Below are 24,515 nucleotides of genomic sequence, written 5' to 3'. Positions count from 1 at the left end.
AGTTCCTTCACCTGTCCGAGTCCAGAGGGAGTGCGCGTGAAGCTGCCCGTCAAGGTGACGTCGGCGTTGCTGGGTTGCGGCATCCTGTTCGCGTCCCTGACCGCGGCGGTGCCGGCCGAGGCCGCCGCGATTTCCTGCAGCGACACGGATCTGCCGGTCACCGGCCCCGGCCTGCCGCCGCTGGTGCCGGGTGCGCCGTCGATCGTGCACGGCCGGCTGTGCCTGCCCGCCGGCGATGCCCCCGACACCGTCCAGCTGCTCGTGCACGGCGGGACGTACAACAGCGCGTACTGGGACCTGCCGTACCAGCCGGAGCGCTACTCCTACCAGCGCGACATGGCCGCGCACGGCTACGCGACCTTCGCCGCCGACCAGCTCGGCGCCGGGGGCAGCAGCCGGCCGCTGAGCCTGCCGCTGTCGGTCTGGGCGGCCGCCGAATCGATGCACGAGGTGGTCGGCCACCTGCGGGCCGGCCGGGTCGGCGGGGTCCCGTTCGCGAAGGTGGTCATCGTCGGGCACTCGGTCGGGTCCGGGATCGTCGCCGTGGAGGCGTCCACCTACCACGACGTCGACGGGGTCGTCCTGACCGGCATCACGCACCTGCCCGCGCTGCCCGTGCTCGCCCTCGGCGCGGCGCTCGGCCTGCAGCCGGCGCTGCTCGACGGGCAGCTCGGGCGGCTCGGCAGTGATCCGCTGTACTTCACGACGAGGCCAGGCGCGCGGGCCGGCCTGTTCTACGCCGCGGGCGACGCCGACCCGGCCGTGATCGCGGCCGACGAGGCGACGAAGGACCAGGTTTCGGTTCCCGGGATGGGCACGGTCGCGTTGTTCGGTATCGTGCTGCCCGCGACGTGGGGAATCACCGCACCGGTTTTCCAGGTGGTGGGAGAAAAAGACGTCCTGTTTTGCGGAGTGCTGGCGTTGCGCGACTGTTCCGACGCCGCGGTGCTGCGCGCGCAGGAAGCGCCCTACTACGCGGACCCGTCGAAGTTGTCGATGTACGTGCTGCCCGGCGCGGGGCATTCCGTGGCGCTGCACGAAAACGCCGGCGAATACCGCAGTGCCACCCGCTCCTGGCTGCAGGGCAGCCTGGGGATCGCTCCGCAGGGTTATCACTCGATCGGACGTAACTGAATCCGTGCGTGTCGCGCAATTCCGGGCCAAGATATATCGATTGACCCGTCCGGTGCGCACTGAACCCTTGGACAGCCTGAGGTGACTGCTCCCCAACCCCGCGGCGACGTTCCGCGGAAGAAGCCGTCCGCCGACCGCGCGGCGAAACGGCTCGGCACGCTCGCGCGCAAGTGGGGCTACCTGATCAGCACCACGGCCTACCTGCCGCACACGCCCGAAGAGATCGAACGCGAGCTGGGCGTCCTGGCCGGGCGGCTGTTCGACGCGGTGGCGGGCGACCCGCCGGACCTCGCGGCGGCCGCGGACGCGGGCGGGCGGCTCGTCGAACTGCGCTGCGTCGGCGCCGACAGCCTGCGCCGCAGCCTCGAGGTGCTGGGCAAGGCCCTGGTGCGCGAGCCCGAGCTGCGTGGGACCGACGGGCTGGCCGAGCGGGTCGTGCTGGTGCTCGGCGCGTTCAGCTCCGGCTACGGCGAGATGCTGCGCGAGGACATCCAGAAGCGGCAGGAGGGCCTGAGCCGCGCGCTGCTCAAGGTCGAGCAGGAAACGCGGCAGAAGCACGTCATCTCCCGCGCGCAGTTCGAGGAGGTGTTCGCCGGCTCGGCCAGCGGCGTCGCGCTCACCGAGCTGGACGGCCGGGTGCTGCGGGCCAACGCGGCGCTGGCCAAGACGCTCCGGCGGACGCCGGCGGAAATCGCCGCTCTCACGCTGTTCGACCTCGTCCACCCCGAGGACGTCGAGCAGCTGCGGGACGGCTACCGCGAACTGGTGGCCGGCCGGCTGCACCGGCTGCGCGCCGGCCGCCGCCTGGTCGGCAAGGACGGCGAGCCGATGTGGGCGACGTTCGCCGCGTCGGTCATCCGCGACGCGGCCGGCGCGCCCCGGCAGCTGCTCACCATCGTCGACGACGACACCGAGGTGTCGCTGCTGCAGCGGCGGCTGAGCCACCAGGCCCTGCACGACGTGCTCACCGGGCTGCCGAACCGGCAGTTCTTCAGCACCCGCCTGGAAACCCTGCTGCGCGACGCCGATCCGGCGCGCGGGGTCACCCTGTTCCATCTCGACCTCGACGGCTTTTCCCGGATCAACGGCGGGCTCGGCCAGGAGCTCGGCGATCGCGTGCTGCGCGGGGTCGCCGCCAAGCTGAAGCTGGTGTTCGAGGCGGAGAAGGCACTGGTGGCCCGCCTCGGCGGGGACGAGTTCGGGGTGCTGGTGCAGAACACGGCCGAGACGCCGGGCGTGGTGGCGCTCGTCCGCCGGATCGGCACCGAGCTCGGCGAAGCGGAGTACGTCGACGGGCAGCGCGGGGTCGCGGTGTCGGCCGCCATCGGTGTCGTCCACCGGCCGCCGCGCGACATCACGCCCGCGGAGCTGCTCCAGGCGTCGGACCTGACCCTGCGACGCGCCCAGCGGACGGGCAACCAGTGGGGCCTGTTCGACCGCGACTTGGACCGGCGCGACCGCCACGACTTCGGCTTGGCCGCGTCGATGGCGGGCGCGTGGGAGAACGGCGAGATCGAAGTCCGCTACCGCGTGCTGGTGGCCGCGGCGAGCGGTGCGGTGGCGGGCGTCGAAGCGCGGCTGCACTGGAACCACCCGGCCGAAGGCGTGCTGCCGCACGAAACGTGCGTGCGGCGGGCCGCGGAAACCGGGCTGGCGCTGCCGCTGGGGACGTGGCTGCTGCGCACGGCGGCCGAGCGGCTGGCCGCGTCCGGGGCCGGTGTGCCGCTGGTCCTGGAGCTCACGGCGCAGCAGGCGGCGGACCCCGACCTGGTCGGGGAGATCCGCCGCGTCCTGGACGACACGGGCCTGCCGCCGGAGCACCTGCGTCCCGGCTTCCCGGCCGCGGCGCTCACGGCCGAGGGCGGCGACGCGGCCGACAACCTCAAGGTGCTGGCGGAGATCGGGGTGCGGGCGGAGATCCACGGTTTCGGTGACGCCACCTGCCTGACGGAGTTCCCGGTCCACGCCGTCCGGATCGCGCCGAACCTGGCCGCCAAGCGGGACCACCCGCTGGTGACCGGGCCCCTGTCGGCGTTGATCGACGCGGCCCACACAGCCGGGGCGGCGGTGTCGGTCGCCGGGGTGCGCACCGCGGACGAGGCCGCCTGGTGGCAGGACCGGGGCGCGGACCTGCTGTCCGGCCCGGCGTTCCCCGGCCTGCCGGACGGCTTGCCCGGCTGAGGCTCAGATCCGCACGAGGACTTCGTCGAGGGGCTTGCGCCGCAGGTCGGGCACGACGCAGTCGTCGGCCGGGTAGCCGACCGGGATGACCGCGAACGCCTTTTCGTTGCGCGGCCTGCCCAGCAGCTCCCCGAGGAACCGCATCGGCGACGGCGTGTGCGTCAACGCGGCCAGGCCGGCCACCTGCAGTGCGGTGAGCAGTATGCCGACCGCGATGCCGACCGACTCGTCGACGTAGTAGTGCTTGCGGACGCCGCCGTCCTCGTCGAGGGCGAACCGTTGCTGGAACACGACGATCAGGTACGGCGCGTCGGTCAGGTGGGGCTTCACCGCGTCCGTGCCGAGCGGCCGGAGCGCGTCGAGCCACTCGTCGCCGAGCCGGCCGCCGTAGAAAACGCGCTCCTCGGCTTCGGCCGCCTCGCGGATCCGGCGGCGCACCTGCGGGTCCGACACCAGGACGAACGTCCACGGCTGCTGGTGCGCCCCGCTCGGCGCGGTGGAGGCCACCGCGATGGCGTCGAGCACCGCGCGTTCGGGGACCGGGTCGGGGGAGAACATGCGCACCGAGCGCCGGGCTTCCATCCGCCGGCGCAGCGCGGCGGCCTGGGCGAGCGCTTCGTCTTCGGGCAACCGGGCGGGCCGGTAGGGGACCGGGTGGTAGGTCATGCCCGGATTGTGGCGGGGAACACGGAGACGGCAGCAGGTCCGAACGTACGATTCGCGGTGTTGAGTGTCCGTTGTACGGACAGTAAGGTGATCCTTCCTCCGGAAATTGCGCCGAACAGCCCAGCGAAACTGGGCTGTTCGGTCCTGTCGCGCGAAGTGACCTCCTCATTACCCTCCAGTAGCAGACAGTGGTGCTGATCACAGTCGATCCGGGAGGCTTCATGGCGTCGCGCGTCCGAGGACCCGGCTCCGAAGACCGGCGCGAACTGCGGATCCGGCACCTCACCGGCTGCCTGCCCTGCACGCTCAAATGCGCGTACTGCGGGCTGCCGGTGCGGCTCACCGGGCCGGGTGACCACCCCGGCTACGGCGTGGTCGAAGAAGTGACCGGCGACCTCGTGCTGCTGCACCGGTTCTGCCGCGCCGCGCTGGGCCGCTGCCGGACGCGGGGGTGCGTGCTGCGGCGCGCCCACCTCGGCCGCGCGACCGAGCAGTACGAAACCGGCCGGCGGCCCGGGCGCTACCAGCGCCTCGGCGTCCGGCGCTCGCCCGACCTCGATCTGTACCGGAAGCACTGGCGGATCGCGAAGATGCGGTACGCGTGCAAGGCGTGCCGGTACTACACCGGCTCGCACTGAGCCGGTCCTTCAAGTACGTCCGGAGGACTCGTGCTCGTTCGTCTCATCCTCGGCCTGCTCATGACCGTCGTCGGCCTCGCCGTCGCCGGCAAGCGCGTGGCCTTCCTGTACCGGCTGATCAAGGCAGGCCAGCCCGACACCAAGCGGTCCGGCGAGCTGGGCGCCCGGCTCTTCGCACAGGTGCGCGAGGTGTTCGGTCAGCGCAAGCTGCTGAAGTGGTCGGTGCCCGGCCTGGCGCACTTCTTCACGTTCTGGGGCTTCGTGATCCTCGCTTCGGTGTACCTCGAGGCGTACGGCGCGCTGTTCGACGAGAAGTTCGCCATCCCGTGGATCGGCCACTGGGCGGTGCTCGGGTTCCTGCAGGACTTCATCGCCGTCGCCGTGGCCGTTTCGCTCGGCGTCTTCACCGTCATCCGGATCCGGAACGCCCCCGAGCGCAAGGACCGCGCGTCCCGCTTCTACGGCTCGCACACCGGCGGCGCCTGGCTGATCCTGTTCATGATCTTCAACGTCGTCTGGACGATGTTCTTCTTCCGCGGCGCCTCGTCGGCCTCCGGCAACTTCCCGTACGACAACGGGGCGTACGTCTCGCTCGGCGTCGGGAACCTGCTGGAGCCGCTCGGCCACTCGACGACCGAGGTGCTGGAGACCGTCGGCCTGCTGCTGCACATCGGCGTGATGCTGGTGTTCCTGTCGATCGTGCTCTACTCCAAGCACCTGCACATCTTCGTCGCGCCGATCAACGTCTCGGCGAAGCGGCTGCCGGACGCGCTCGGCCCGCTGCTGCCGATGGAGTCCGGTGGCAAGCCGATCGACTTCGAGGACCCGGGCGAGGACGACACGTTCGGCCGCGGCAAGATCGGCGACTTCACCTGGAAGGGCATGCTGGACTTCGCCACCTGCACCGAGTGCGGCCGCTGCCAGTCGCAGTGCCCGGCGTGGAACACGGGCAAGCCGTTGTCGCCGAAGCTCGTCATCATGAACCTGCGCGACAACCTGTTCGAGGAGGCGCCCTACATCCTGGCGGGCACCGAGCACGAGGGCGCGCGCCCGCTGGTCGGGCCGGAGGACGACGGCGGCGTCATCGACCCGGACGTGCTGTGGTCGTGCACCACCTGCGGCGCGTGCGTCGAGCAGTGCCCGGTGGACATCGAGCACGTCGACCACATCGTCGACATGCGCCGCTACCAGGTGATGATCGAGTCGGCGTTCCCGACCGAGCTGGGCGGGCTGTTCAAGAACCTGGAGACCAAGGGCAACCCGTGGGGCCAGAACAACTCCGAGCGGCTCGCGTGGACCAAGGACCTCGGCTTCGACGTCCCGGTGTTCGACGGCGAGCTGGCCGAGGACGTCGAGTACGTCTACTGGGTCGGCTGCGCCGGCGCGTTCGACGACCAGGCGCGCAAGACCGTCCGCGCCACGGCCGAGCTGCTGCACATCGCCGGGGTGAAGTACGTGGTGCTCGGCAAGGAGGAGTCCTGCACCGGGGACCCGGCCCGCCGCGCGGGCAACGAGTTCCTCTTCCAGATGATGGCCCAGCAGACGGCCGAGACGCTCAACGCCGTGTTCGAGGGCCGTGAGCCGCGGCTGCGCAAGATCGTCACGACCTGCCCGCACTGCCTGAACACCCTGAGCCGCGAGTACCCCCAGCTGGACGGGCACTACGAGGTGGTCCACCACACGCAGCTGCTCAACCGCCTGGTCCGCGGCGGTCAGCTGACCCCGGTGAAGCCGGTGGAGGACGGCCCGCGCGTCACCTACCACGACCCGTGCTACCTGGGCCGCCACAACAAGGTCTACACACCCCCGCGCGAACTGGTCGGCGCCACCGGCGCGTCGCTGGCGGAGATGCCCCGCCACGCGGACCGGGCACTGTGCTGCGGTGCCGGCGGCGCCCGGATGTGGATGGAAGAGCAGATCGGCAAGCGCATCAACCTGGAACGCGTGGACGAGGCGATCGCCACGGACGCGGAGACGATCGTGACGGGCTGCCCGTTCTGCCGCGTGATGCTGACCGACGGGCTGGTCCAGCGGCAGAGCGAGCAGAAGGCGGAGAAAGTCGACGTCCGCGATGTGGCCCAGCTGCTGCTGGAGCGGGTGAAGGCCGCGGACACCCCCGCCCCGAAGGTCTGAACGGGTTCACCCGTTCGCCGGATATCTCCCGGCCGCCGCACGGCTCTTCCTGAACAGGGAGCCGTGCGGCGGGAGGAAGACCGATGTCCGGGGCGAGGATCGAAACGCTCGGTGGGTCCGGGGCGCGCCTGGAGGTGCGCCGGGGTTCGTGGCTGGTGGGGCGTGGGCCCGACGCGGACCTGCGGCTGGTCTCCGACCAGGTTTCCCTGCGGCACGCCTGGATCCGGCAGGACGCGCGCGGGACGTGGGTGGCCGACGCCGGGTCGCGGAACGGCACCTGGGTCAACGGGCGGCGGCTGGCACCGCGGCAGGACCACCCGCTCCGCCACGGCGACCGGCTCGAGTTCGGTCCGGTCCCCGCGGTCTACTCCGACGGTGCGGGCGGGGTGCAGCAGACCCGGAACTGGCAGCGGTCGGCGTCCGGTGTCTCCTTCGGTGACGTGTCGGCCGGGACGATCAACAACGCCGGGCGCGATGTCAACAACAGCTACGACAACCGCCAGCACCACCAGTACGAGTTCAGCACCCCCGAAGGGCAGCTGATCTCGGAACTGGCCACCGGGCGGGGCGCCGGCCGCGCGGTCATGGTGCTCGGGCTGCTCATGGTGCTGGCCGGCTTCGCGATCTGGGCGTCGGTGATCTTCCGGTTCGCCAAGGCGGTCACCGCGGACGGGTTCGGGACGCCGCCGTCGCTGCTGGGCCCGGACGTCTTCGACGGCGTGCCGCTGGGGGTGGTGGGGTTCGCCCTGTTCGGGCTCGGCGGGGTGGTGGCGACGATCGGGCTGGTGATGGCCAAGGCGGCGCGCGAGCGGCGCCGGAACAGGAGGCGCTAGGTGGACGGCATCCACTTCCACGGGGACGTGTCGGCCGGAACGGTCAACAACGCCGTCCACGGCGACATCAACACCGTCCACGGTGGACACCAGCAGATCCACCGCGGCCTCGACGCGCGGCAGGTCGCCGCGTTGGTGCGGTCGGTCCGCGCGGAACTCGACGCGGCCCGGCTGCCGCCGGCCACGAAAGAAGCCGTGCACGACGCCCTCGACGAGGTCGACCGGGACGTCGTGCACGGCGGAACCGGCGTGGGCGCGAAGGTGCGCCGGGCTCGCGACCTGCTCCGGGACGCCGGCGGCCTCGCGACCGCCGGCGCCGGGCTGTGGACCGCCGTTCGCGCTCTGGCCGCGGCGGTGGGTATCCCCTGCTAACCGTCCACAGCGGACGCGACCACAGTGGACGGTGTGTCGGCGTGGGGCGCCTTGGCGCCCAGCTGCGCGGTCGGCACCCGGTAGGTCTCGCGGGCCGTCGCCGCGGCGAGCGCGGCCACGACGCAGACCGCCGCGGTGAAGATCGCGACGCCGAGCCAGTCGCCCTTGCCGGAGCCGATCGCCGCCACGACGCTGGGGGCGAAGCCGGCGACCGCGAAGCCGATCTGGGTGCCGATCGCCATGCCCGACAGGCGGACGCGGGCGGTGAACATCTCGCCGTACAGCGACGGCCAGACCCCGTTGACCCCGGAGTAGGCCACCCCGAAGAGCAGGATGCCCAGCACGAATAGCAGCGCGTACGAGCCGATCGAAACCGACCACAGGTACGGGAAGATGAGCACCCCGCAGGCCAGGCAGCCGGTGATGAACACCGGTTTGCGCCCGACGCGGTCGGCGACCCCGGCCAGCAGCGGGATCGCCCCCAGCGCGACGATGTTCGCGAGCACGCCGACCCAGAGCATCGGGGTGCGGGCCAGCCCGATCGTGTTGACCGCGTAGCTCAGCGCGTAGACGGTGAAGATCGTGCTCACCGAGGCGATCGTCGCCGCGACGACCACCCGCAGGACGTCCGCCCAGTGGTCCCGGAACAGCAGGGCGACCGGCAGTTTCGCCACCTCGGTGCGGGCGAACACCGGTGTCTCGTCGAGCTTGCGCCGGATCACGAAGCCGACGACCACGACGAGTGCGCTGCCCCAGAACGGCAGCCGCCAGCCCCAGGCCAGCAGGTCGGCCTGGGGGAGTGCGGCGACGGGGAGGAAGATCGCGGTGGCCAGGATCTGCCCGGCCTGCGTGCCGCTCAGGGTGAAGCTGGTGAAGTAGGCCCGCCGGTGCTCGGGGGCGTGTTCCAGGGACATCGAGTTCGCGCCCGCCTGCTCGCCGGCCGCGGAAAGCCCTTGCAGCAGCCGGAGGACGACCAGCAGCACGGGGGCGAGCACGCCGACGCTCGCGTACGTCGGCAGGCAGCCGACGCAGAACGTCGTGAAGCCCATGAGCAGCAGGGTGAAGACGAGCACCCGCTTGCGGCCGAACCGGTCGCCGACGTGGCCGAGCACGAAGGCGCCGACCGGCCGGGCGAGGTAGCCGACGCCGAAGGTGGCCAGCGCGAGCAGGGTGCCGGTGGCGGGGGAGGAGGCGGGGAAGAACACCTTGCCGAACACGAGCGCGGCGGCGGTGCCGTAGATGAAGAAGTCGTAGTACTCGAGCGCGCTGCCGATCCAGGCGGCCAGGGCCGCCTTGCGGGGCATCGATCCGGTCACGGGAGGTGCTCCTGACGTCCGTGCTTCGTTGCTGCGGCGGGGAAGCAATGTACGGTCTAGTTAGTTAATAGAGAGTGCGAGACCGGACCCCGGGTGTCAAGAGATCCTTTTGCCGGGCGGAGCGGAGCGCTCAGCGCGCGGTCAGGTATTCGATCAGCAGGGTGCCCAGCATCGCGCGGTAGTGCTCCCGCCGGGCCGGGTCCAGCATGTCGCGGCCGAAGATCGCCTTGAACGTGTGGCGGTTGGCCAGGCGGAACACGCAGAACGAGCTGATGAGCATGTGGACGTCGAGCGCGTCGACGTCCTCGCGGAACAGGCCGGCCTTCCGGCCGCGGTCGAGGATCCGGGTGATCCCGCCGAGCGCCGGGTCGGCCAGGCCGGCGAGGATCTCCGAGCGCGACAGGTGTTCGGCGTGGTGGATGTTCTCGATGCTGACCAGCCGGATGAAGTCCGGGTTCGCCTCGTGGTGGTCGAAGGTCAGCGCGGCCAGCTGCCGGAGGGCGTCCTCGGGGTCCAGGTGCTCGACGTCGAGCCGCTGCTCCGACGCCCGGAGTGCGGAGTACGCCTGCTCCAGCACGGCGAGGTAGAGCTGTTCCTTGCCGCCGAAGTAGTAGTAGATCATCCGCTTGGTCGTGCTGGTGCGGGCGGCGATCTCGTCGACCCGGGCGCCGGTGTAGCCCTTGTCCGCGAACTCGCGCGTGGCCACCGCGAGGATGTCGGCGCGCGTGCGTTCCTTGTCGCGCTGGCGCTCGGCCTCCGACGATGGTGCGGCCACCGGGCTCCTTCCGCTGCAGGTCGACGGCCTCACTCTAGCCCAGCCCTTCCGCACGGGCGGTCGCCACGCTACCGTGAACGTACTAGTTCGTACATTAACGGCGGAGGGGTGCCGCGTGACCAGCTACCTGATCGGACTCGTCGGCACGGGCATCGGGCCGTCCGCCAGCCCGGCCCTGCACGAACACGAGGCCGACGAGCTCGGCCTCCGCTACGTCTACCGCCTGCTCGACCTCGACGTGCTGCGCCGCCCGGTCGCCGACGTCCTCGCCGCCGCGCGGCTCGCCGGGTTCGACGGCCTCAACGTCACCCACCCGGCGAAGCAGGCCGTCCTGCCGCACCTCGACGAGCTCTCGCCGGAAGCCGCCGCGCTCGGCGCGGTCAACACCGTCGTCTTCCGGAACGGCCGCGCGATCGGCCACAACACCGACGCGACCGGGTTCGCCCGCAGCCTCACCCGCGGCCTCCCGGACGCGCGGATGGGCGAGATCGTCCTGCTCGGCGCCGGGGGAGCGGGCGCCGCCGTCGGGCACGCGCTCCTCTCGCTCGGCACCGGACGGCTCACCGTGCACGACGTCGACGCGGCCCGGAGCGCCCGGCTGGCCGAGGCGCTGGTGCAGCGGTTCGGTCGGGGCCGCGCCCGAGCCGGCGATCTCACCGCGCTCGAGCACGCCGACGGGCTCGTGCACGCCACCCCGACCGGGATGGCCGCCCACCCCGGCTCGCCGGTCCCGGCCGAGCTGCTGCACCCGCGGCTGTGGGTGGCCGACATCGTCTACCGCCCGCTGGAGACCGCGCTGCTGGCCGCCGCGCGCGCCCGCGGCTGCCGGGTGCTGCACGGCGGGGGCATGGTCGTGCTGCAGGCCGCCGAGTCGTTCCGCCTGTTCACCGGCGCCGAACCGGATCCGGCGCGGATGCTGCGCCACTTCGACGCCCTGGAGGGGGAAGCCGTCCGTGCCGCCTGAACCGCGCACCGCGATCGCCACCGTCTGCCTCTCCGGCACCCTGGAGGACAAGCTCGCCGCGGCCGCCGCGGCCGGGTTCGACGGCGTCGAGCTGTTCGAGAACGACCTGCTGGTCTCGCCGTCGCGCCCGGCCGAGATCCGCCGCCGCTGCGCCGACCTCGGCCTGTCGATCGACCTCTACCAGCCGTTCCGTGACTTCGAAGCCGTCCCGCCGCAGCGGCACGCGGCCAACCTGCGCCGTGCGGCGCACAAGTTCGACGTCATGGCCGAGCTCGGCACGGACACGATCCTCGTCTGCTCGTCGGTCTCGCCGGAGGCGATCGACGACGACGAGCTGGCGGCCGCGCAGCTGCACGCACTGGCCGAGCTGGCCGCGACGCGCGGGATGCGGGTCGCCTACGAGGCCTTGGCCTGGGGCAGGCACGTCAGCGGGTACGAGCACGCCTGGCGGATCGTCCGCCGCGCCGGGCACCCCGCGCTCGGCGTCTGCCTGGACAGCTTCCACATCCTCTCGAAGGGCCACGACCCGGCGCCGATCCGCGCGATCCCCGGCGAGAAGATCTTCTTCCTGCAGCTCGCCGACGCGCCGAAGCTGCCGATGGACGTCCTGCCGTGGAGCCGCCACCACCGGCTCTTCCCGGGCCAGGGCGACTTCGACCTGACGGCGTTCACCGGGCACGTGCTGGCCGCGGGCTACCGCGGGCCGCTCTCGCTCGAGGTCTTCAACGACGTGTTCCGCCAGGCCGACCCGCGCCCGGCCGCGGTCGACGCGCTGCGCTCGCTGCTGGCGCTGCAGGAGTCCCTCGGTGTGCTCGACCTGCCGCCCGCGCCCGCGCTCACCGGGCACGCGTTCGCCGAGGTCGTCACCGATCCCGGTGCCGGCCGGGTGCTCGCTTCGCTGGGCTTCGCCCGCACCGGCGTGCACCGCACCAAGCCGGTCGAGCTGTGGGAGCAGGGCGACGCCCGGGTGGTGGTCAACGAAGGGGGTGCCGCACACGGTGCCGTCGGCGCGGTCGCGCTGGCCAGCACCGACCCGGCGCGCTCGGCCCGCCGGGCCGAAGCGCTGCGGGCGCCGGTCCTGCCGCGGGTGCGCGGCCCGCACGAGGCGGATCTCGCCTCGGTCGCGGCGCCGGACGGCACCCAGGTGTTCCTGTGCGGTGACGACTGGCGCGAGGACTTCGTGCCGACCGGGGAAACGGCCGTCGGTGCGGGGGTCTTCGGAATCGATCACGTGGCGCTCACCCAGCCCTTCGACCACTTCGAGGAGGCGGCGCTGTTCTACCGCTCGGTGTTCGGGCTGACGCCCTCGCCGGTGACGGAGTTCGCGGCGCCGTTCGGGCTGGTGCGCAGCCGGGCGGTGGCGGCGGGGGACGTCCGGCTGACGCTGGCGGCCGCGGTGGTCCGCCGCGGCGAATGGGCGCCGGCCGTGCCCGAACCGCAGCACGTGGCGTTCGCCTGCACGGACGCGCTCGCCGCGGCCGCGGCGATGCGGGCGGCCGGCGCGCCGCTGCTGGACATCCCCGGCAACTACTACGACGACCTCGAAGCCCGCCTGGAGCTGCCGCCCCCGCTGCTGGCCGCGTTGCGGGAGCATTCGGTGCTCTACGACCGGGACGCCGACGGCGAGTTCCTGCACTTTCACACCGCGCTGGCCGGGGCGCGGGTGTTCTTCGAAGTGGTGCAGCGCATCGGCGGCTACCGCGGCTTCGGCGAGGTCAACGCGCCGGTGCGGATGGCCGCCCACCGCGCGCGGCGACACGCTGTCCCACCGGCGAACACGCCGGCTTGATCGCCACCGCCGCCCCGGGAAGCCTTTCCCGGGGCGGTTTTCGTCGTGGCCGGTCACCGCGGGCGCGCGTGATCCCGATGTCCCAGCGGTGAAAAACGCCCGGGACACCTTCCTATTCGGACGACTTCTGCCGCGCCCGTCGCGGCAGGTGTAACCGCCCGGCTACTCCTCGCATGCGTTTACAACGTTCCGGCAACCGCCTTGACAGGGCCTGTGGTACGTACCACTCTAACCCCAACATTGGTCTACACCATTTGGGGCGCCCGGCCGCGGTGGCCGGGCATGGAAAGGACGGCATCGAGTGAAACGCTGGCTCAAGCTGGCGGCGGGCGCCGCCGCACTCACGCTCGCTACGGCGGGCTGCGCGGGCTCCGGCGGCTCGGACACCGCGGCCTCGTCCAGCGGCAACGCACCGCTGAGCGGGACCGTCACGGTCTGGCTGATGACCGGCTCCGCGCCGGAGACGCTGACCACCGCGCTCAACAAGGAGTTCGAGGCCGCGCACCCCGGGGTCAAGGTCAAGTACGAAGTCCAGCAGTGGGACGGCATCCAGCAGAAGCTGACCACCGCGCTGGCCAGCGGCGCGCCGCCGGACGTGATCGAGATCGGCAACACGCAGACCGCCGCGTTCGCCTCGCAGGACGGCGTCCTGACCGACCTGACCGCCGACAAGGACAGCTTCAACGGCGCTCAGTGGCTGAAGGGCCTCGCCGACTCGGGCACCTACGACGGCAAGGTCTACGGCGTCCCGTTCTACGCGGCCAACCGCGAGGTCATCTACCGCAAGGACCTGTTCGAGCAGGCCGGCATCACCAAGACGCCGACCTCGAACGACGAGTGGATCGACGCGATCGGCAAGCTGAAGACCAAGTTCGGCTCCGACCCCGACTTCCAGGCGCTCTACCTGCCGGGTCAGAACTGGTACTCGCTGCTGTCGTTCATCTGGGACAACGGCGGTGACATCGCCAAGGCCGACGGCAAGAACTACAAGGCGACCCTGGACACCCCCGAGGCCAAGGCCGGCCTGGAGTTCTACAAGAAGCTCGTCGACACCTCCGGCACCAAGGCGCCCAAGGACGCCGACGAGGCCAAGCCGCAGCAGGCGACCGTCTACGGCGCCGGCAAGGTGGCCATGATGATCGGCCTCCCGTGGGAGCTGGCGACCGCGGCCAAGACCGACGCGAGCCTGACCGCGAAGACCGGTGCCTTCGCCATCCCGAGCAAGACCGCCGGCCAGAGCGCCCCGGTCTTCCTGGGCGGCTCCAACCTGGCGATCCCGGCCAACAGCAAGAACGTGGCCGCCGCCAAGGAGTACATCAAGCTGCTCTCCAGCCCGAAGTACCAGGGCCAGCTCGCCGCCGCCGGCGTCGTGCCCGGCACGTCGACCGACCTGACCGGCCTGGACAAGGACCCGCTGGGCAGCGTGATGGCCAAGGCCTCCACCAACGGCAAGGCCGTGCCGGCCAGCCCGAAGTGGGGTGACGTGGAGTCCGGCCAGAACCCGGTCAAGGACATGCTGACCGCGTACCTGACCGGCAAGAAGACGCTCGACCAGGCGACCGCCGACGCCAACGCAGCGCTGAACAAGCTCATCGGCGGATGACCGCGACCGCGAATGTGACGATGCCGGCGGGGGCCACCCCGCCGGCATCGCCGCGCGACACCCGGGTGAAGAGGCGCAGGCGGGGCCGGTTCGGCGACCGGGTCCTCCCGTACCTGCTGCTGCTCCCGGCGTTGGCGGCCATCCTGGTGCTGCTCGCGTGGCCGCTGGTCCAGGTGCTGGCGATCAGCTTCCGCAAGCTCGACATCGGCCAGCTCGTCTCCGGCAAGACGATCTGGATCGGGTTCGACAACTACACGAACACCCTCGCCGACCCGGAGTTCTGGACGATCACCGTCCGGACCCTGGTCTTCACCGCCGCGATCGTGGCCGCCACCATCCTCGGCGGGCTGCTGCTGGCGGTGCTCATGCGCCACCTCGACCCGGTCGTGCGGATCATCGTGCAGGTGACGCTGGTGCTCGCCTGGGCGACGCCGGTGATCGCCACCACCACGGTGTTCCAGTGGATCTTCGACCAGCAGTACGGCATCCTCAACAAGACGCTGGACCGGCTGGGCTTCCACTCCTTCATCGGCTTCTCGTGGTTCTCCAGCGGGCCCAGCACGCTCACCGTGATCGGGCTGCTCATCGTGTGGCAGGCCGTGCCGTTCGTGACGTTCTCGCTCTACGCGGGCATCATCGGCGTCCCGCGGGAGCAGTACGAGGCCGCCGGCATCGACGGCGCCAGCGCGTGGCAGACGTTCCGCGCGGTCACCTGGCCCGCCATCCGGCCGATCACCACGATGGTGACGTTCCTGTCGGTGCTGTGGGACTTCAACGCCTTCGCCCAGATCTGGGCGATCCGCGAGGGCGGGCCCGACGGCGGGAGCACCACGCTGGCCGTCGTCCTGTACCTCAAGGGCATTGCGGGCAACCACTTCGGCGCGGCGGGCGCGATCGCGACGCTGATGCTGATCGTGCTGGCGCTCATCACCGGCCGGTACATCCAGCTGCTCGTCCGGACCCCGGAAGGTGATCTCAAGTGAGGAAATCGCTGCCGCAGCGGATCGCGCTGTCGGTCGTCGGCGTCCTGGTGGCGCTGGCCATCGTCTTCCCGACCTACTGGATGTTCGTCACGTCGCTGCGGTCGCCCGGCCAGATCCTCTCGCCGAAGTACGACCTGATCCCGACGTCGTTCTCGTTCGGCAACTTCGCCACCGCGCTGGGCAAGGACAACTTCCCGACCTACCTGATGAACAGCCTGATCGTCACGGTCGGCTCGGTGCTGTGCGCGCTGGTCGCCGGGACACTGGCGGCGATCCCGCTGTCCCGGCTGCGGTTCACCGGGCGGCGGGGCTTCCTGGTGCTGGTCATGGTGGCGCAGCTGGCGCCGGTGTCGGCGCTGTTCATCCCGCTGTTCCTGCTGATGCGGGACGCCGGGCTGCTCAACACGCTGCCGTCGCTGCTGCTGATCTACTTCGCCACCACGCTGCCGTTCACCGTCTGGATGCTCTACGGCTTCGTCAACGGGATCCCGTACGAGCTGGAGGAGGCCGCGATGATCGACGGCTGCAGTCAGACCGGCGCGTTCCGCCGGGTGACGCTGCCGCTGCTCGGCCCGGGGCTGGTCACCACCTCGGTGTTCAGCTTCATCACCGCGTGGAACGAATACCTGTTCGCGCTGGTCTTCATCCAGGACAAGCCGAAGGAGACGCTGCCGGTGTGGCTGGCGTCGTTCCGCACCGCGTTCGCCACCGACTGGGGCGGCGTGATGGCCGCGTCGGTGATTTACGCGATCCCGGCGCTGATCTTCTTCCTGCTCGTGCAACGCAAGCTGGTGTCCGGCGCGACCGCCGGTGCCGTGAAGGGGTAGGTCGTTGACTTCACCGGAGAAGCTCGCCGAAGCCGTCCTCCTGCCCGGGTTCGCCGGGACCACCGCGCCGGACTGGCTGCGCCGCCGGATCGCCGGCGGCCTGGGCGGGGTGGTGCTGTTCGGCCGCAACGTCGTCGACGACGAGCAGGTCGCCGCCCTCACCGCCCAGCTGCGCGGTGAGCGGGACGGCGTGGTGGTCGGGATCGACGAGGAGGGTGGCGACGTTACCCGCCTGGACGTCGGCACCGGGTCGTTCGTGCCGGGGCCGCTGGCCCTCGGCGCGGCCGACGACCCGGAGCTGACCACGGCCGTGGCCGCCGCGCTCGGCGAACGGCTGGCGGCCTGCGGTGTCACGCTCGACCTGGCGCCCTGCGCGGACCTGACCCTGGCGGCCGAGGACCCGATCATCGGCGTCCGGGCGTTCGGGTCCGACCCGGCGAAGGCGTCACCGCATGTGGCGGCGTACGTGACGGGGTTGCAGAAGTACGGCGTCGCGGCGTGCGCCAAGCACTTCCCGGGGCACGGCGCGGCGACCGAGGACTCGCACGTGGCCCTGCCGGTGCTGCCGCGGACGGTCGATGAGCTCCGGGAGATCGAGCTGGTCCCGTTCGCCGCGGCCATCCGGGCCGGGGTGCGCTCGGTGATGTCCGGTCACCTGGTCGTCCGGGCCTGGGGCGACGAACCGGCCACGCTCAACCGGACCGCGCTCACCGACGTCCTGCGCGGCGAGCTCGGTTTCACCGGTGCGGTCATCACCGACGCGCTGGAGATGGGCGCGGTCTCGGGCGCGTACGGCAAGCACGACGGCCTCGGCCGGTCGGCCGTGCGGGCGCTGGCCGCGGGCGCGGACGCGCTCTGCCTCGGCGGGGCGGCGTTCGAAGCCGAGCACCTGGACGCCTGCGTCTCGGCCATCGTGGCCGCGGTCGCGGCGGGGGAGCTGCCCCTGGAGCGGCTGGCGGAGGCCGCGGAGCGGACGGCGGCACTGGGCACCGACCCGGCGCCGGCCGCGGTGGGGCCGGTGGACCGGCGGCTCGGCCTGGAGGCGGCCCGCAAGGCCCTCCGGGTCCAGGGTGAGCCACGGCTGGACGGGCCGCCGCTGGTGGTCGACGTCCAGACCGAGCCGACCATCGCGGCCGGCCCGATGCCGTGGGGCCTCGGCGCGCACCTGACCGAGCTGGTGCCGGGAACCCGGGCGCTCACCGTGACCCCCGACGACGCCGATGCCGTGCTGGCCGCGGCACCGGGGTTCCGCAGCGTCGTCGTCGTGACCCGCGAGGCGCACCGGCACCCGCCGGTGCAGGCACTGCTGGCCGCCCTGGCGGAGCTGGACTTCATCCGCGTGGAGACCGGGGTGCCCGGCCCCGGCGGGGACACCGGCCCGCGGATCGACACGTTCAGCGGCTCGTGGGTCAGCCTGCGCGCGGCGGCGGAATACCTGGCCTGACCGGGTTTCGTCCGCTTTGCCGCATCTCCACGAGCGGCGACGGCGTTTGTACGGGGCTTGTACCGGCGGTCCCCATTCTGTCCTCACACCGAAAACTGGAGGACAGAAGCATGAACATGGGCATCGTGAAGCGGATGGCGGGAGTCGCCGGTATCGCCGCGGCGATCGTGGTCGCCGGGGCGGGCCCGGCCTTCGCGGCATCGGGCACCGTGCACACCGACTCGGGTGCGCCGCTGACCGTGCGGTCCAGCCCGAGCGCGAGCGCGGGCGCGGTCGGCAGCATCGCCGACGGCACCGCGGTGACCATCTCCTGCCAGACCAACGGATCCACGGTCGACGGCAAGTACGGCACCTCGGACATCTGGGACAAGGTGGGCGACGGCTACGTCAGCGACGCCTACGTCTACACCGGCTCCGACGGCCGGGTCGCGCCGGACTGCGCCGGCTCGACGCTGACCTGCTCCACCGCGGGCACCGGCGACCCGAACACCTGCGCCGAGGCGGTCACGAAGGCGAAGTCCCGCATCCACACAAACGACCTCGACTCCTACGAGGGCTGGTGCGACCGGATCAACGCGCAGAACTACGGCTGGACCGCTTCGGGCTCGGAGACGGCCTACATCCACTGGACCCAGATCCCGTCGTCGTTCAAGCACCCGGGCGACTACCAGGTCCCGGCCGGTGGCCTGGCGTTCTTCAAGAGCAGCGGGGCCGGCCACACGATGATCTCCATCGGCGGCGGCAAGTTCCTGTCGAACGACATCAACGGCTACGGCAGCTACACCGAGACGACGATCGCGCAGATCAAGAGCAAGTGGGGCCAGACCTACCTCGGCTGGTCGCAGCCGTGGTTCAAGGTCAACCACTGACCCGCTGACCGCGCGCACGGGCCCCTGTCCACCTCCCTCGGACAGGGGCCCGCTCGCGTCGTGGCACCACGGACGTCAGGACATCGCGATCGCCGTCCGCGCCCGGACCACCGTCGAGGCGGTCCGGACGTTGTCCTCGGGCCGGGCGTCTTCGGTGTAGGACGGGTCGAAGCCCGCGGACACCTTGAACGTCGTCTTGCCCGCCGCCGCGTCGGCCGCGGTGTAGGTGTAGGCGAAGGGGAAGACCACCTTGCCGCCGGCGGGCACCCACTGCTTGAGCTGCCCGACTTCCTGGTAGTAGCCCTGCTCGGTCAGCTTCGACAGGGAGACCACGACCGTCTCGTCGTGGCGGGTGTTCGTGATCGACACCTTGATCGGCTTGGTTTCGTCCACCCGGGCCTTGGCCGGCACCACGAAGTCCGAGACCGCCACGTCGTGCGTTTCGACCTTCAGGGTGGCGAAGCCGGATCCGGTCCGGCCGTCCGCGGTCGCCCCGGTGACCTCGACGCGGTACTCGCCGTCGGCGGCGTACCGGTGCACGATGGGCGCACCGGTGATGGGGGCGGACCCGCCGTCGCCGAAACGCACTTCGCCGCTGACGAAGTCCCGGCCCAGGCTGTCGCCGGAGTAGGGAACCAGCGTGACGTCGGTGTACACCGTGGGGTTGTTCGGGTACGGCGTCACGAACGGCCGGAGAGGCGGCGCCGTGTCGAGCCGGAGCTGGAACACCGACGCGGCCTCGGCGTCGTCGGCGACCCGGATCCGGTAGGACTGCCCGGCTTCCGCGGTGAACACCGCGGCCCGGCGGTCGCCGGAAGCCACGCAGTCCACTTCGGACAGCGTGCCCGGCGTCGTGCCCCGGTACACCGTGATGCCCGGGCCCCAGTCGTACATCGCCAGCGCGCTCACCGACCGCGTGCGGTCGGGCGTGAACGCGAACCAGACGGACCGGTCCGCGCCCGGGTCGCAGCTCGGCCGCGCTTCGCCGGGCTCGGCCGAGGCGACGGTGAGGTCACCGGCGTAGTCGCCGGGCACGGAAACCGGTGCGGCCGCGGCGAAGCCGTCGTTCTGCGCCGGCGGCACGGTGGTGAACCCGGCGGTCAGGTCGCCCTGGTTGTACTGCTGGGCGAACATGACGTGGTAGGTCGTCCCGGCGGTGGCGCGGAAGGTCACGTAGCCGGGGGTGTCCCAGGCACGGCAGGCGACCGGGGACAGTGCCCCGCGCTCCCCGGTGTAGACCGCGACGAACGGCCGTGCCCCGGTGCCGGCCGGCGTCACCCGGACGAGGGCGTCCGCCGTCGCGGTGTAGTCGTACCAGACGCTCCACGTCGTGTAGGTCTGGCACGGCGTCGGGTCGTCGGCCGCCTTCGTCGCCTCCCGGACGTCCTGGGACGCGGTGAACGGCAGGGCGGTGACGGCGGTGGCGGAGCCGAAGTCGTCGTTGGACGGGGCGGCCGCGTGGGCCACCCCGGGCGCCACCAGCGTGGCCGTGACGGCCGCGAGGCAGGCGAGCAACGGGCGGAGTTTCATGTGGTCCCCCTGGAAGTCAGACGGCGGCGATGCGCGTGGCGGGCGGCTTGACGGTCGTGGCGACGGAGATCGCCTCGTTGTCGCCCGGGCGGGCATCGGTGACCGGGTACGCCAGCTGGACCTCGGCGCGGAAGGAGACCTTCCCGTCGAGCGCGTCGTCCGGGGTGAAGGTGTAGGCGAACGGGAACCGGACCTTGCCGGTGGCCCGCGCGGGCACCTGCAAGGTCAGCCGGCCGACCTCGGCCCAGTAGTCCGTGGACCGCTTGGACAGCACGACGGTCACCGTCTCGGCGTACCGCGTGTTCGTGACGTCCACGTTGATCGGCTTGCTTTCCCCCTGCCGCGCCGCGGACGGGACGGTGAACTTCGAGATCCCGACGTCGTGCGTGGTCACCGTGACCGGCCGGGTCACCGTCGCGGTGCGCCCGTCGGGCGCGGTCGCGTGCAGCGTGGCGGTGTAGCCGCCGTCGGCGGCGTACCGGTGGTAGACGGTCTCGGTGCCCACCGGGGCCGACGTCCCGTCGCCGAAGTCCCACGTCCCGCCCAGCGGCAGGTCGGCGGACTCCCACGACGACGCCGAGAAGCCGACGTTGTCGAACACGGTGGCGGGCGACGGGTACACGGACACGTCCGGCTCGAGCGGCGGCGCCTCCTGGAGGGTGAACTGGAAGGTCCCGTAGCCGTGGTGCGCCCCGGTGACCCGGAGGGCGTAGACCGTTCCGGGGTTCGTGGGGAACGTGGCGGGGCGCGAGGAGTTGTTCCGCGCGCACGCGACCTGGGTCAGCTCCGCCGGCGACGCTCCGGTGTAGACGGTGACGGCGGCGTCGGTGCCCGCGACTCGGGCGGTGAGCCACTGTGCCGGGCCGGAGGCCGGGTAGGTGTACCAGACCGACGGCTGCCCCTCGTCGTCCACACAGGTCGAGTCGGGCTCGCCGGACTCGGCCGCGGCCACCGAAAGGTCCGGCCGTCCGGTGAACGGCAGGGCGGTCACCGGCTCGGCGTTCGCGTAGGTGTCGTTGGGCGCCGGGGCGACCGCGGCGAGCGAGAACGAGAGCGCGCCGCCGGGCGTGTCGGTCCCGGCGACCAGGAACGAGTAGGTGGTCCCCGCCGTCGCGCGGAACGTGATCACCGGCCCGGTTCCGTAGTCACAGGCGTCGGCGACGCTCTGCAGGCCGCCGCGTGCCCCGGTGTTGGCGGACAGGAGCGTCCGGTGGTCGCTGCCCGCCGTCGTGGCGCGCAGCAGGCCGTCCTGCGTCGCGGTGTAGCTGAACCAGACCGAGCCGGCCGCGGCGTACCCGCTGCACCAGCCGGGGTCGTCGGCCGCCTCGGTCGCCGCGCCGCTGTCCTCCTGCGCCGTGAAGGGCAGAGACGTGACGACGGCGGCGTTGTCGAAGTCGTCGTTGGCCGGTGGCGCCGCCGCCTCGGCGACGCCGGGCACCACGGTGGCCAGCGCCGCCGCCAGCAGCGTGACCACGGCCGTCCGGCCACGGGATCGTAACGGGAACAACACGAAAACCGCCCCCCTCGCGGGTCTTCGCCCCCATGACGAAGATCCCCGCGAGGCGTATCGGCGGCACCTTGATCCGCGTGACACGCTCGGCGCAAGTTACGCCGAATGACGTAATGGCCCCCGATGTCACACCTTCAGGATCCGGTGCTCCGGGTCCGCGAGGTAGGCGAGCAGGTTCCCGGGCCGGTACGGCGGCCGCATCTGCTCACTGCGGAGCACCACGCACGACCCCGCGCACTCCGTCGCCGGGTCCACCCGGCCGATCACCCGGTTCGCCGAGCCGAACCACCGGAAGAAGGCGTTGAGCGAATTGTGCAGTTCGCCGAGTTCGTCGCGCGCGGCCAGGTAGCCGAAGGCGTCGTTCGCGAAGGCGAGCCCGCACCGCTCGGCGCGGTCGGCCATCCACCGGAGGGCGAGGTTCGACAGCGCCGGCTGCCGGTAGCCGCCGCCGACGTCGGAATGGGCGCCCGCGAACCAGACCTGCTCGCGGACCTGGCCGTTCGCCGCCTTCGACGGCTGCCACACGGCCGGGCTGAACGACTTGCGGTGCTCGTCCACCGCCAGCGCCTGGAACGCCGCCTGCACGATCGAGGTCAGCTCCATGTCGTGGAACTGCCAGCGCTTGTTCAGCAGGTGGATCAGCCGGCCGCCGCTGAGCGGGATGCCCAGCGCGCCGACGGTGTCCCAGACCCCGACGAACCGGATCGGCGTCCGGTCTTCGCGGGCGTACTTCGCGCGGAACTCGCGGGCCCGCGCGCTGTCCGGCCCGGAGGTCTCCCGGTCGCGGTCGCGGTAGAGCCGGTAGGCCTCGTCGAGCCGGCCGAGCTCGGCGGGGCGCAGGACGCCGCAGTTGCGGATGAAGCCCACGGTGCTGCGCGCGGTGTAGGCACCGCGGCTGAAGCCGAAGAAGAACAGCTCGTCGCCGGGTTCGTAGTTCTCGGCGACGAAGCGGTAGGCGTCCTGCACGTTCGCCGAGAGCCCCACCCCGAACGCGCCGCCGAGGAGCCGGTCCCACAGCTTCCCGGTGCCGACGCCTTCGTGGTAGTACACCCGCTGTTCGGTGCCGGCCGGGTCCGTGGGCGCGACCACCTTCTGGAGCTGGCCCACGTTGGTCGGGGCCGGCTGGCGCAGGGAGTTCCAGGTCCCGTCGCAGCAGATCACGAGACGTTTCGGCATGCTTCCTCCCCGGTCCGGACGCTCGTGAGTCGCCGGTACCCGGGGCCGCGTTACGGCAGGGGAGCACCCCGGAGGGGCAGCACCAGCAGCTCGGAGCGGCCGGGGGCGAGCGAGCCGACCGGTCGCCAGCCCCAGCGGCGGTACATCGCGTGCGCCGGGGCGGCCGTCGACGCGGCCAGTGCCGCATACGGCTCCGGCCGCGGCTCCAGCAGCCGGTCGAGCAGGTCCCGGCCGTGGCCGCGGCCGCGCGACGCCGGCCGGACCGCCAGTTCGTACACGTAGAACACCGGGTGCCCGGCCAGCCACGGCGGGGCGGCCGCGGTGGCTCGCGGGTGCCACCAGCCCGCCTCGCGGCCGACGCCGTAGGCGAACCCCGCCACGGTCTCTCCACTCTGGACGGTGGTGACCGCGAAGCCGGGGAGCAGGGCGTGCCGTGCCACGGTTTCGCGGAACTCCGCCGCCTCGGCTTCAGTCTCGCCGTACGGCGGTTCGCGGTAGACGTCGAGGTAGAGGTCACTGAGCTCGGCCCAGTCAGGCATGCGCGGTCTCCCGGGTCGCGGCCGGCTCCGGAACCGCCTTCAGTCCCGCGAGGACGACCACCGCCAGGATGCAGCACCCGGCCAGCACCAGCCAGGGCAGCTGCGGGCCGGCGGCCAGCAGCGCGGTGAACGTCACCGGGGCGACCACCCGCGCCACGCCGAACAGCAGCTCCTCCAGCCCGAGGTACCGGCCGCGCAGGTGCGGCGGGGCCAGCGCGACGGTGAGCGCGCTGCTGGTCGGCGCCTGCAGCAGCTCGGCCGCGGTGAACACGGCGGTGGCCACGGTCAGCACGGCGAAGACCGGCAGCGGCGCGGCGAGCGGCCCGGCGGCGAACAGCAGGAAGGCGACCGCCCACACCACGGCCGCGACCTGCAGCGTCCTGGCCTTGGCGAGGCGCTCCACCCGCCGGGCCACGACGGTCTGCGCGAGCACCACGAGGACCGTGTTGAGAGCGAACAGCACCCCGGGCTGCCACGCGGGCAGCCGCAGCGTGTCGAGCACGTAGGCACTCAGCAGGACCGTCAGCGCCAGGTCGCACAGGGCGAAGACGAACACCGTCACGAGCACGCGGCGGAACGCGCGGTCGGCGAGCACCGCCCGGTAACCCCGGCGGCGCACGGCTTCGCGCGCGGCGGCCGGCGGGCCGGCCCGCCCGCCTCGCCACGCGGCGACCAGCGTCGCCGCGACGAGGAAGCTGACCGCGTTCAGCACGACGATCGCGGTGTAGCCGCCGGCGAGGACGAGCGCGCTGCCCGCCAGCCCGCCGAGGCCGATGCCGACGTTGCGCAGCGTCCGTTCCATCGCGTACCACCGGGCGCGCTGCCCGTCGTCGGCCACCTGCGCGACCAGCGCGCCCGAGGCCGGCCAGAACAGCCCTTCGCCCCAGAACGTCAGCGCGGCGAGCACCACCAGCTGCCACAGCGAGCCGGCGAAGACGTAGCCGGTGAAGGTCGCCACCCGCAGCAGGTTGGCGGCGACCACGATCCGGCGCGGGCCGACGCGGTCCACCAGCGGCCCGGCGAGCGGCCCCGCCGGCAACGAGAGCAGGGCCGCGAGCGACAGCGCGGCCCCGACCGCGGGCAGCGGGATGTCCTTGGCCGCGTGGAAGTACACGACGGCGAACGGCAGGAACAGGCCGGTGCCGAGCGCGTCGACACCCTGCGCGGCGATCAGCGGCAGGCGGCCCCGGGTCCGGGGCAGCCCGAGCAGTTCGGTGACGGCCATCCGGGCTC

Annotated in this window: 21 protein-coding genes; 13 read left to right on the top strand and 8 right to left on the bottom strand. The window is 72.1% G+C overall.

The annotated features are described in order from the left end of the window. The first annotated feature begins 36 nt into the window (after window positions 1–36). Together HUT10_RS03965 and HUT10_RS03960 are read left to right on the top strand one after the other, a co-directional pair. On the top strand, window positions 37–1,134 hold the full coding sequence (locus HUT10_RS03965) for an alpha/beta fold hydrolase (RefSeq protein WP_176169911.1): 1,098 nt from the start codon (window positions 37–39) through the stop codon (window positions 1,132–1,134). A gap of 81 nt (window positions 1,135–1,215) precedes the next feature. Beyond that, entirely contained in the window at window positions 1,216–3,315 is a 2,100-nt protein-coding gene (locus HUT10_RS03960) for an EAL domain-containing protein (RefSeq protein ID WP_176169910.1), read from the top strand. A 3-nt stretch (window positions 3,316–3,318) separates the two neighbouring features. Here the strand turns inward: HUT10_RS03960 and HUT10_RS03955 are convergent, their stop codons facing one another. Continuing rightward, window positions 3,319–3,981 (bottom strand): nitroreductase family protein, encoded by a 663-nt coding sequence (locus HUT10_RS03955; protein ID WP_176169909.1) that lies wholly within the window; start codon window positions 3,979–3,981, stop codon window positions 3,319–3,321. 221 nt (window positions 3,982–4,202) lie between these two features. Here HUT10_RS03955 and HUT10_RS03950 point away from each other — a divergent pair, with 221 nt between their 5' ends. From HUT10_RS03950 to HUT10_RS03935, 4 genes are all read left to right on the top strand, one after another. Then, window positions 4,203–4,619 (top strand): hypothetical protein, encoded by a 417-nt coding sequence (locus HUT10_RS03950; RefSeq protein ID WP_176169908.1) that lies wholly within the window; start codon window positions 4,203–4,205, stop codon window positions 4,617–4,619. A 30-nt stretch (window positions 4,620–4,649) separates the two neighbouring features. Further along, the gene (locus HUT10_RS03945; protein ID WP_176169907.1) at window positions 4,650–6,752 is read left to right on the top strand and encodes a (Fe-S)-binding protein; all 2,103 of its coding nucleotides are present in this window, start codon (window positions 4,650–4,652) and stop codon (window positions 6,750–6,752) included. 83 nt (window positions 6,753–6,835) lie between these two features. Further along, window positions 6,836–7,585, top strand: coding sequence for an FHA domain-containing protein (locus tag HUT10_RS03940; RefSeq protein WP_176169906.1), 750 nt, complete (start codon window positions 6,836–6,838; stop codon window positions 7,583–7,585). Beyond that, complete coding sequence (locus tag HUT10_RS03935) at window positions 7,586–7,957, top strand: hypothetical protein (RefSeq protein ID WP_176169905.1); 372 nt, start codon at window positions 7,586–7,588, stop codon at window positions 7,955–7,957. On the opposite strand, the gene HUT10_RS03930 is transcribed toward HUT10_RS03935, so the two are convergent. Beyond that, complete coding sequence (locus HUT10_RS03930) at window positions 7,954–9,273, bottom strand: MFS transporter (protein ID WP_217709543.1); 1,320 nt, start codon at window positions 9,271–9,273, stop codon at window positions 7,954–7,956. The genes HUT10_RS03935 and HUT10_RS03930 overlap by 4 nt on opposite strands. Window positions 9,274–9,403: 130 nt before the next feature. Further along, on the bottom strand, window positions 9,404–10,048 hold the full coding sequence (locus tag HUT10_RS03925) for a TetR/AcrR family transcriptional regulator (RefSeq protein ID WP_176169904.1): 645 nt from the start codon (window positions 10,046–10,048) through the stop codon (window positions 9,404–9,406). A 115-nt stretch (window positions 10,049–10,163) separates the two neighbouring features. Here HUT10_RS03925 and HUT10_RS03920 point away from each other — a divergent pair, with 115 nt between their 5' ends. The 7 genes from HUT10_RS03920 to HUT10_RS03890 all read left to right on the top strand — a co-directional run bounded on the left by HUT10_RS03920 (window position 10,164) and on the right by HUT10_RS03890 (window position 18,527). Beyond that, a complete protein-coding gene (locus HUT10_RS03920; RefSeq protein ID WP_176169903.1) occupies window positions 10,164–11,012 on the top strand; it encodes a shikimate dehydrogenase in 849 nt (282 codons plus the stop codon). Next, window positions 11,002–12,801, top strand: a complete 1,800-nt coding sequence (locus HUT10_RS03915; protein WP_176169902.1) for a sugar phosphate isomerase/epimerase and 4-hydroxyphenylpyruvate domain-containing protein — start codon at window positions 11,002–11,004, stop codon at window positions 12,799–12,801. The genes HUT10_RS03920 and HUT10_RS03915 overlap by 11 nt, the downstream gene beginning before the upstream one ends. A gap of 301 nt (window positions 12,802–13,102) precedes the next feature. Then, complete coding sequence (locus HUT10_RS03910) at window positions 13,103–14,404, top strand: sugar ABC transporter substrate-binding protein (RefSeq protein ID WP_176169901.1); 1,302 nt, start codon at window positions 13,103–13,105, stop codon at window positions 14,402–14,404. Continuing rightward, window positions 14,401–15,387, top strand: a complete 987-nt coding sequence (locus tag HUT10_RS03905; RefSeq protein WP_176169900.1) for a carbohydrate ABC transporter permease — start codon at window positions 14,401–14,403, stop codon at window positions 15,385–15,387. Before HUT10_RS03910 ends, HUT10_RS03905 begins: the two co-directional genes overlap by 4 nt. After that, window positions 15,384–16,214: a carbohydrate ABC transporter permease gene (locus HUT10_RS03900; RefSeq protein WP_176169899.1), complete on the top strand. Its 831-nt coding sequence runs from the start codon at window positions 15,384–15,386 to the stop codon at window positions 16,212–16,214. Before HUT10_RS03905 ends, HUT10_RS03900 begins: the two co-directional genes overlap by 4 nt. A gap of 4 nt (window positions 16,215–16,218) precedes the next feature. Beyond that, window positions 16,219–17,658, top strand: a complete 1,440-nt coding sequence (locus HUT10_RS03895; protein WP_176169898.1) for a glycoside hydrolase family 3 protein — start codon at window positions 16,219–16,221, stop codon at window positions 17,656–17,658. A 110-nt stretch (window positions 17,659–17,768) separates the two neighbouring features. After that, window positions 17,769–18,527 carry a hypothetical protein gene (locus tag HUT10_RS03890; protein WP_176169897.1) on the top strand — a complete coding sequence of 253 codons (759 nt, stop codon included), beginning with the start codon at window positions 17,769–17,771 and terminating at the stop codon, window positions 18,525–18,527. A 75-nt stretch (window positions 18,528–18,602) separates the two neighbouring features. Here HUT10_RS03890 and HUT10_RS03885 read toward each other — a convergent pair whose 3' ends face one another. From HUT10_RS03885 to HUT10_RS03865, 5 genes are all read right to left on the bottom strand, one after another. Further along, entirely contained in the window at window positions 18,603–20,057 is a 1,455-nt protein-coding gene (locus tag HUT10_RS03885; protein ID WP_176169896.1) for a hypothetical protein, read from the bottom strand. 16 nt (window positions 20,058–20,073) lie between these two features. Next, complete coding sequence (locus HUT10_RS03880; protein ID WP_176169895.1) at window positions 20,074–21,531, bottom strand: PKD domain-containing protein; 1,458 nt, start codon at window positions 21,529–21,531, stop codon at window positions 20,074–20,076. 162 nt (window positions 21,532–21,693) lie between these two features. Continuing rightward, window positions 21,694–22,743 (bottom strand): DUF2235 domain-containing protein, encoded by a 1,050-nt coding sequence (locus HUT10_RS03875; protein WP_176169894.1) that lies wholly within the window; start codon window positions 22,741–22,743, stop codon window positions 21,694–21,696. Window positions 22,744–22,793: 50 nt separating this feature from the next. Then, the gene (locus HUT10_RS03870; RefSeq protein WP_176169893.1) at window positions 22,794–23,282 is read right to left on the bottom strand and encodes a GNAT family N-acetyltransferase; all 489 of its coding nucleotides are present in this window, start codon (window positions 23,280–23,282) and stop codon (window positions 22,794–22,796) included. After that, window positions 23,275–24,507, bottom strand: coding sequence for an MFS transporter (locus HUT10_RS03865; RefSeq protein WP_176169892.1), 1,233 nt, complete (start codon window positions 24,505–24,507; stop codon window positions 23,275–23,277). The genes HUT10_RS03870 and HUT10_RS03865 overlap by 8 nt, the downstream gene beginning before the upstream one ends. Window positions 24,508–24,515: the final 8 nt, after the last annotated feature.

The sequence above is a fragment of the Amycolatopsis sp. Hca4 genome, assembly GCF_013364075.1.
Taxonomy (GTDB): domain Bacteria; phylum Actinomycetota; class Actinomycetes; order Mycobacteriales; family Pseudonocardiaceae; genus Amycolatopsis.
Note: the sequence above shows the minus strand (reverse complement) of the source record. Positions and strands in the feature narration are given on the sequence as shown.

Coding starts and splice junctions, on each gene's coding strand:
- HUT10_RS03955 (WP_176169909.1), bottom strand. CDS start 3,981: ATGACCTACCACCCGGTCCCCTACCGGCCCGCCCGGTTGCCCGAAGAC.
- HUT10_RS03950 (WP_176169908.1), top strand. CDS start 4,203: ATGGCGTCGCGCGTCCGAGGACCCGGCTCCGAAGACCGGCGCGAACTG.
- HUT10_RS03940 (WP_176169906.1), top strand. CDS start 6,836: ATGTCCGGGGCGAGGATCGAAACGCTCGGTGGGTCCGGGGCGCGCCTG.
- HUT10_RS03905 (WP_176169900.1), top strand. CDS start 14,401: ATGACCGCGACCGCGAATGTGACGATGCCGGCGGGGGCCACCCCGCCG.
- HUT10_RS03890 (WP_176169897.1), top strand. CDS start 17,769: ATGAACATGGGCATCGTGAAGCGGATGGCGGGAGTCGCCGGTATCGCC.
- HUT10_RS03885 (WP_176169896.1), bottom strand. CDS start 20,057: ATGAAACTCCGCCCGTTGCTCGCCTGCCTCGCGGCCGTCACGGCCACG.
- HUT10_RS03875 (WP_176169894.1), bottom strand. CDS start 22,743: ATGCCGAAACGTCTCGTGATCTGCTGCGACGGGACCTGGAACTCCCTG.
- HUT10_RS03870 (WP_176169893.1), bottom strand. CDS start 23,282: ATGCCTGACTGGGCCGAGCTCAGTGACCTCTACCTCGACGTCTACCGC.
- HUT10_RS03865 (WP_176169892.1), bottom strand. CDS start 24,507: ATGGCCGTCACCGAACTGCTCGGGCTGCCCCGGACCCGGGGCCGCCTG.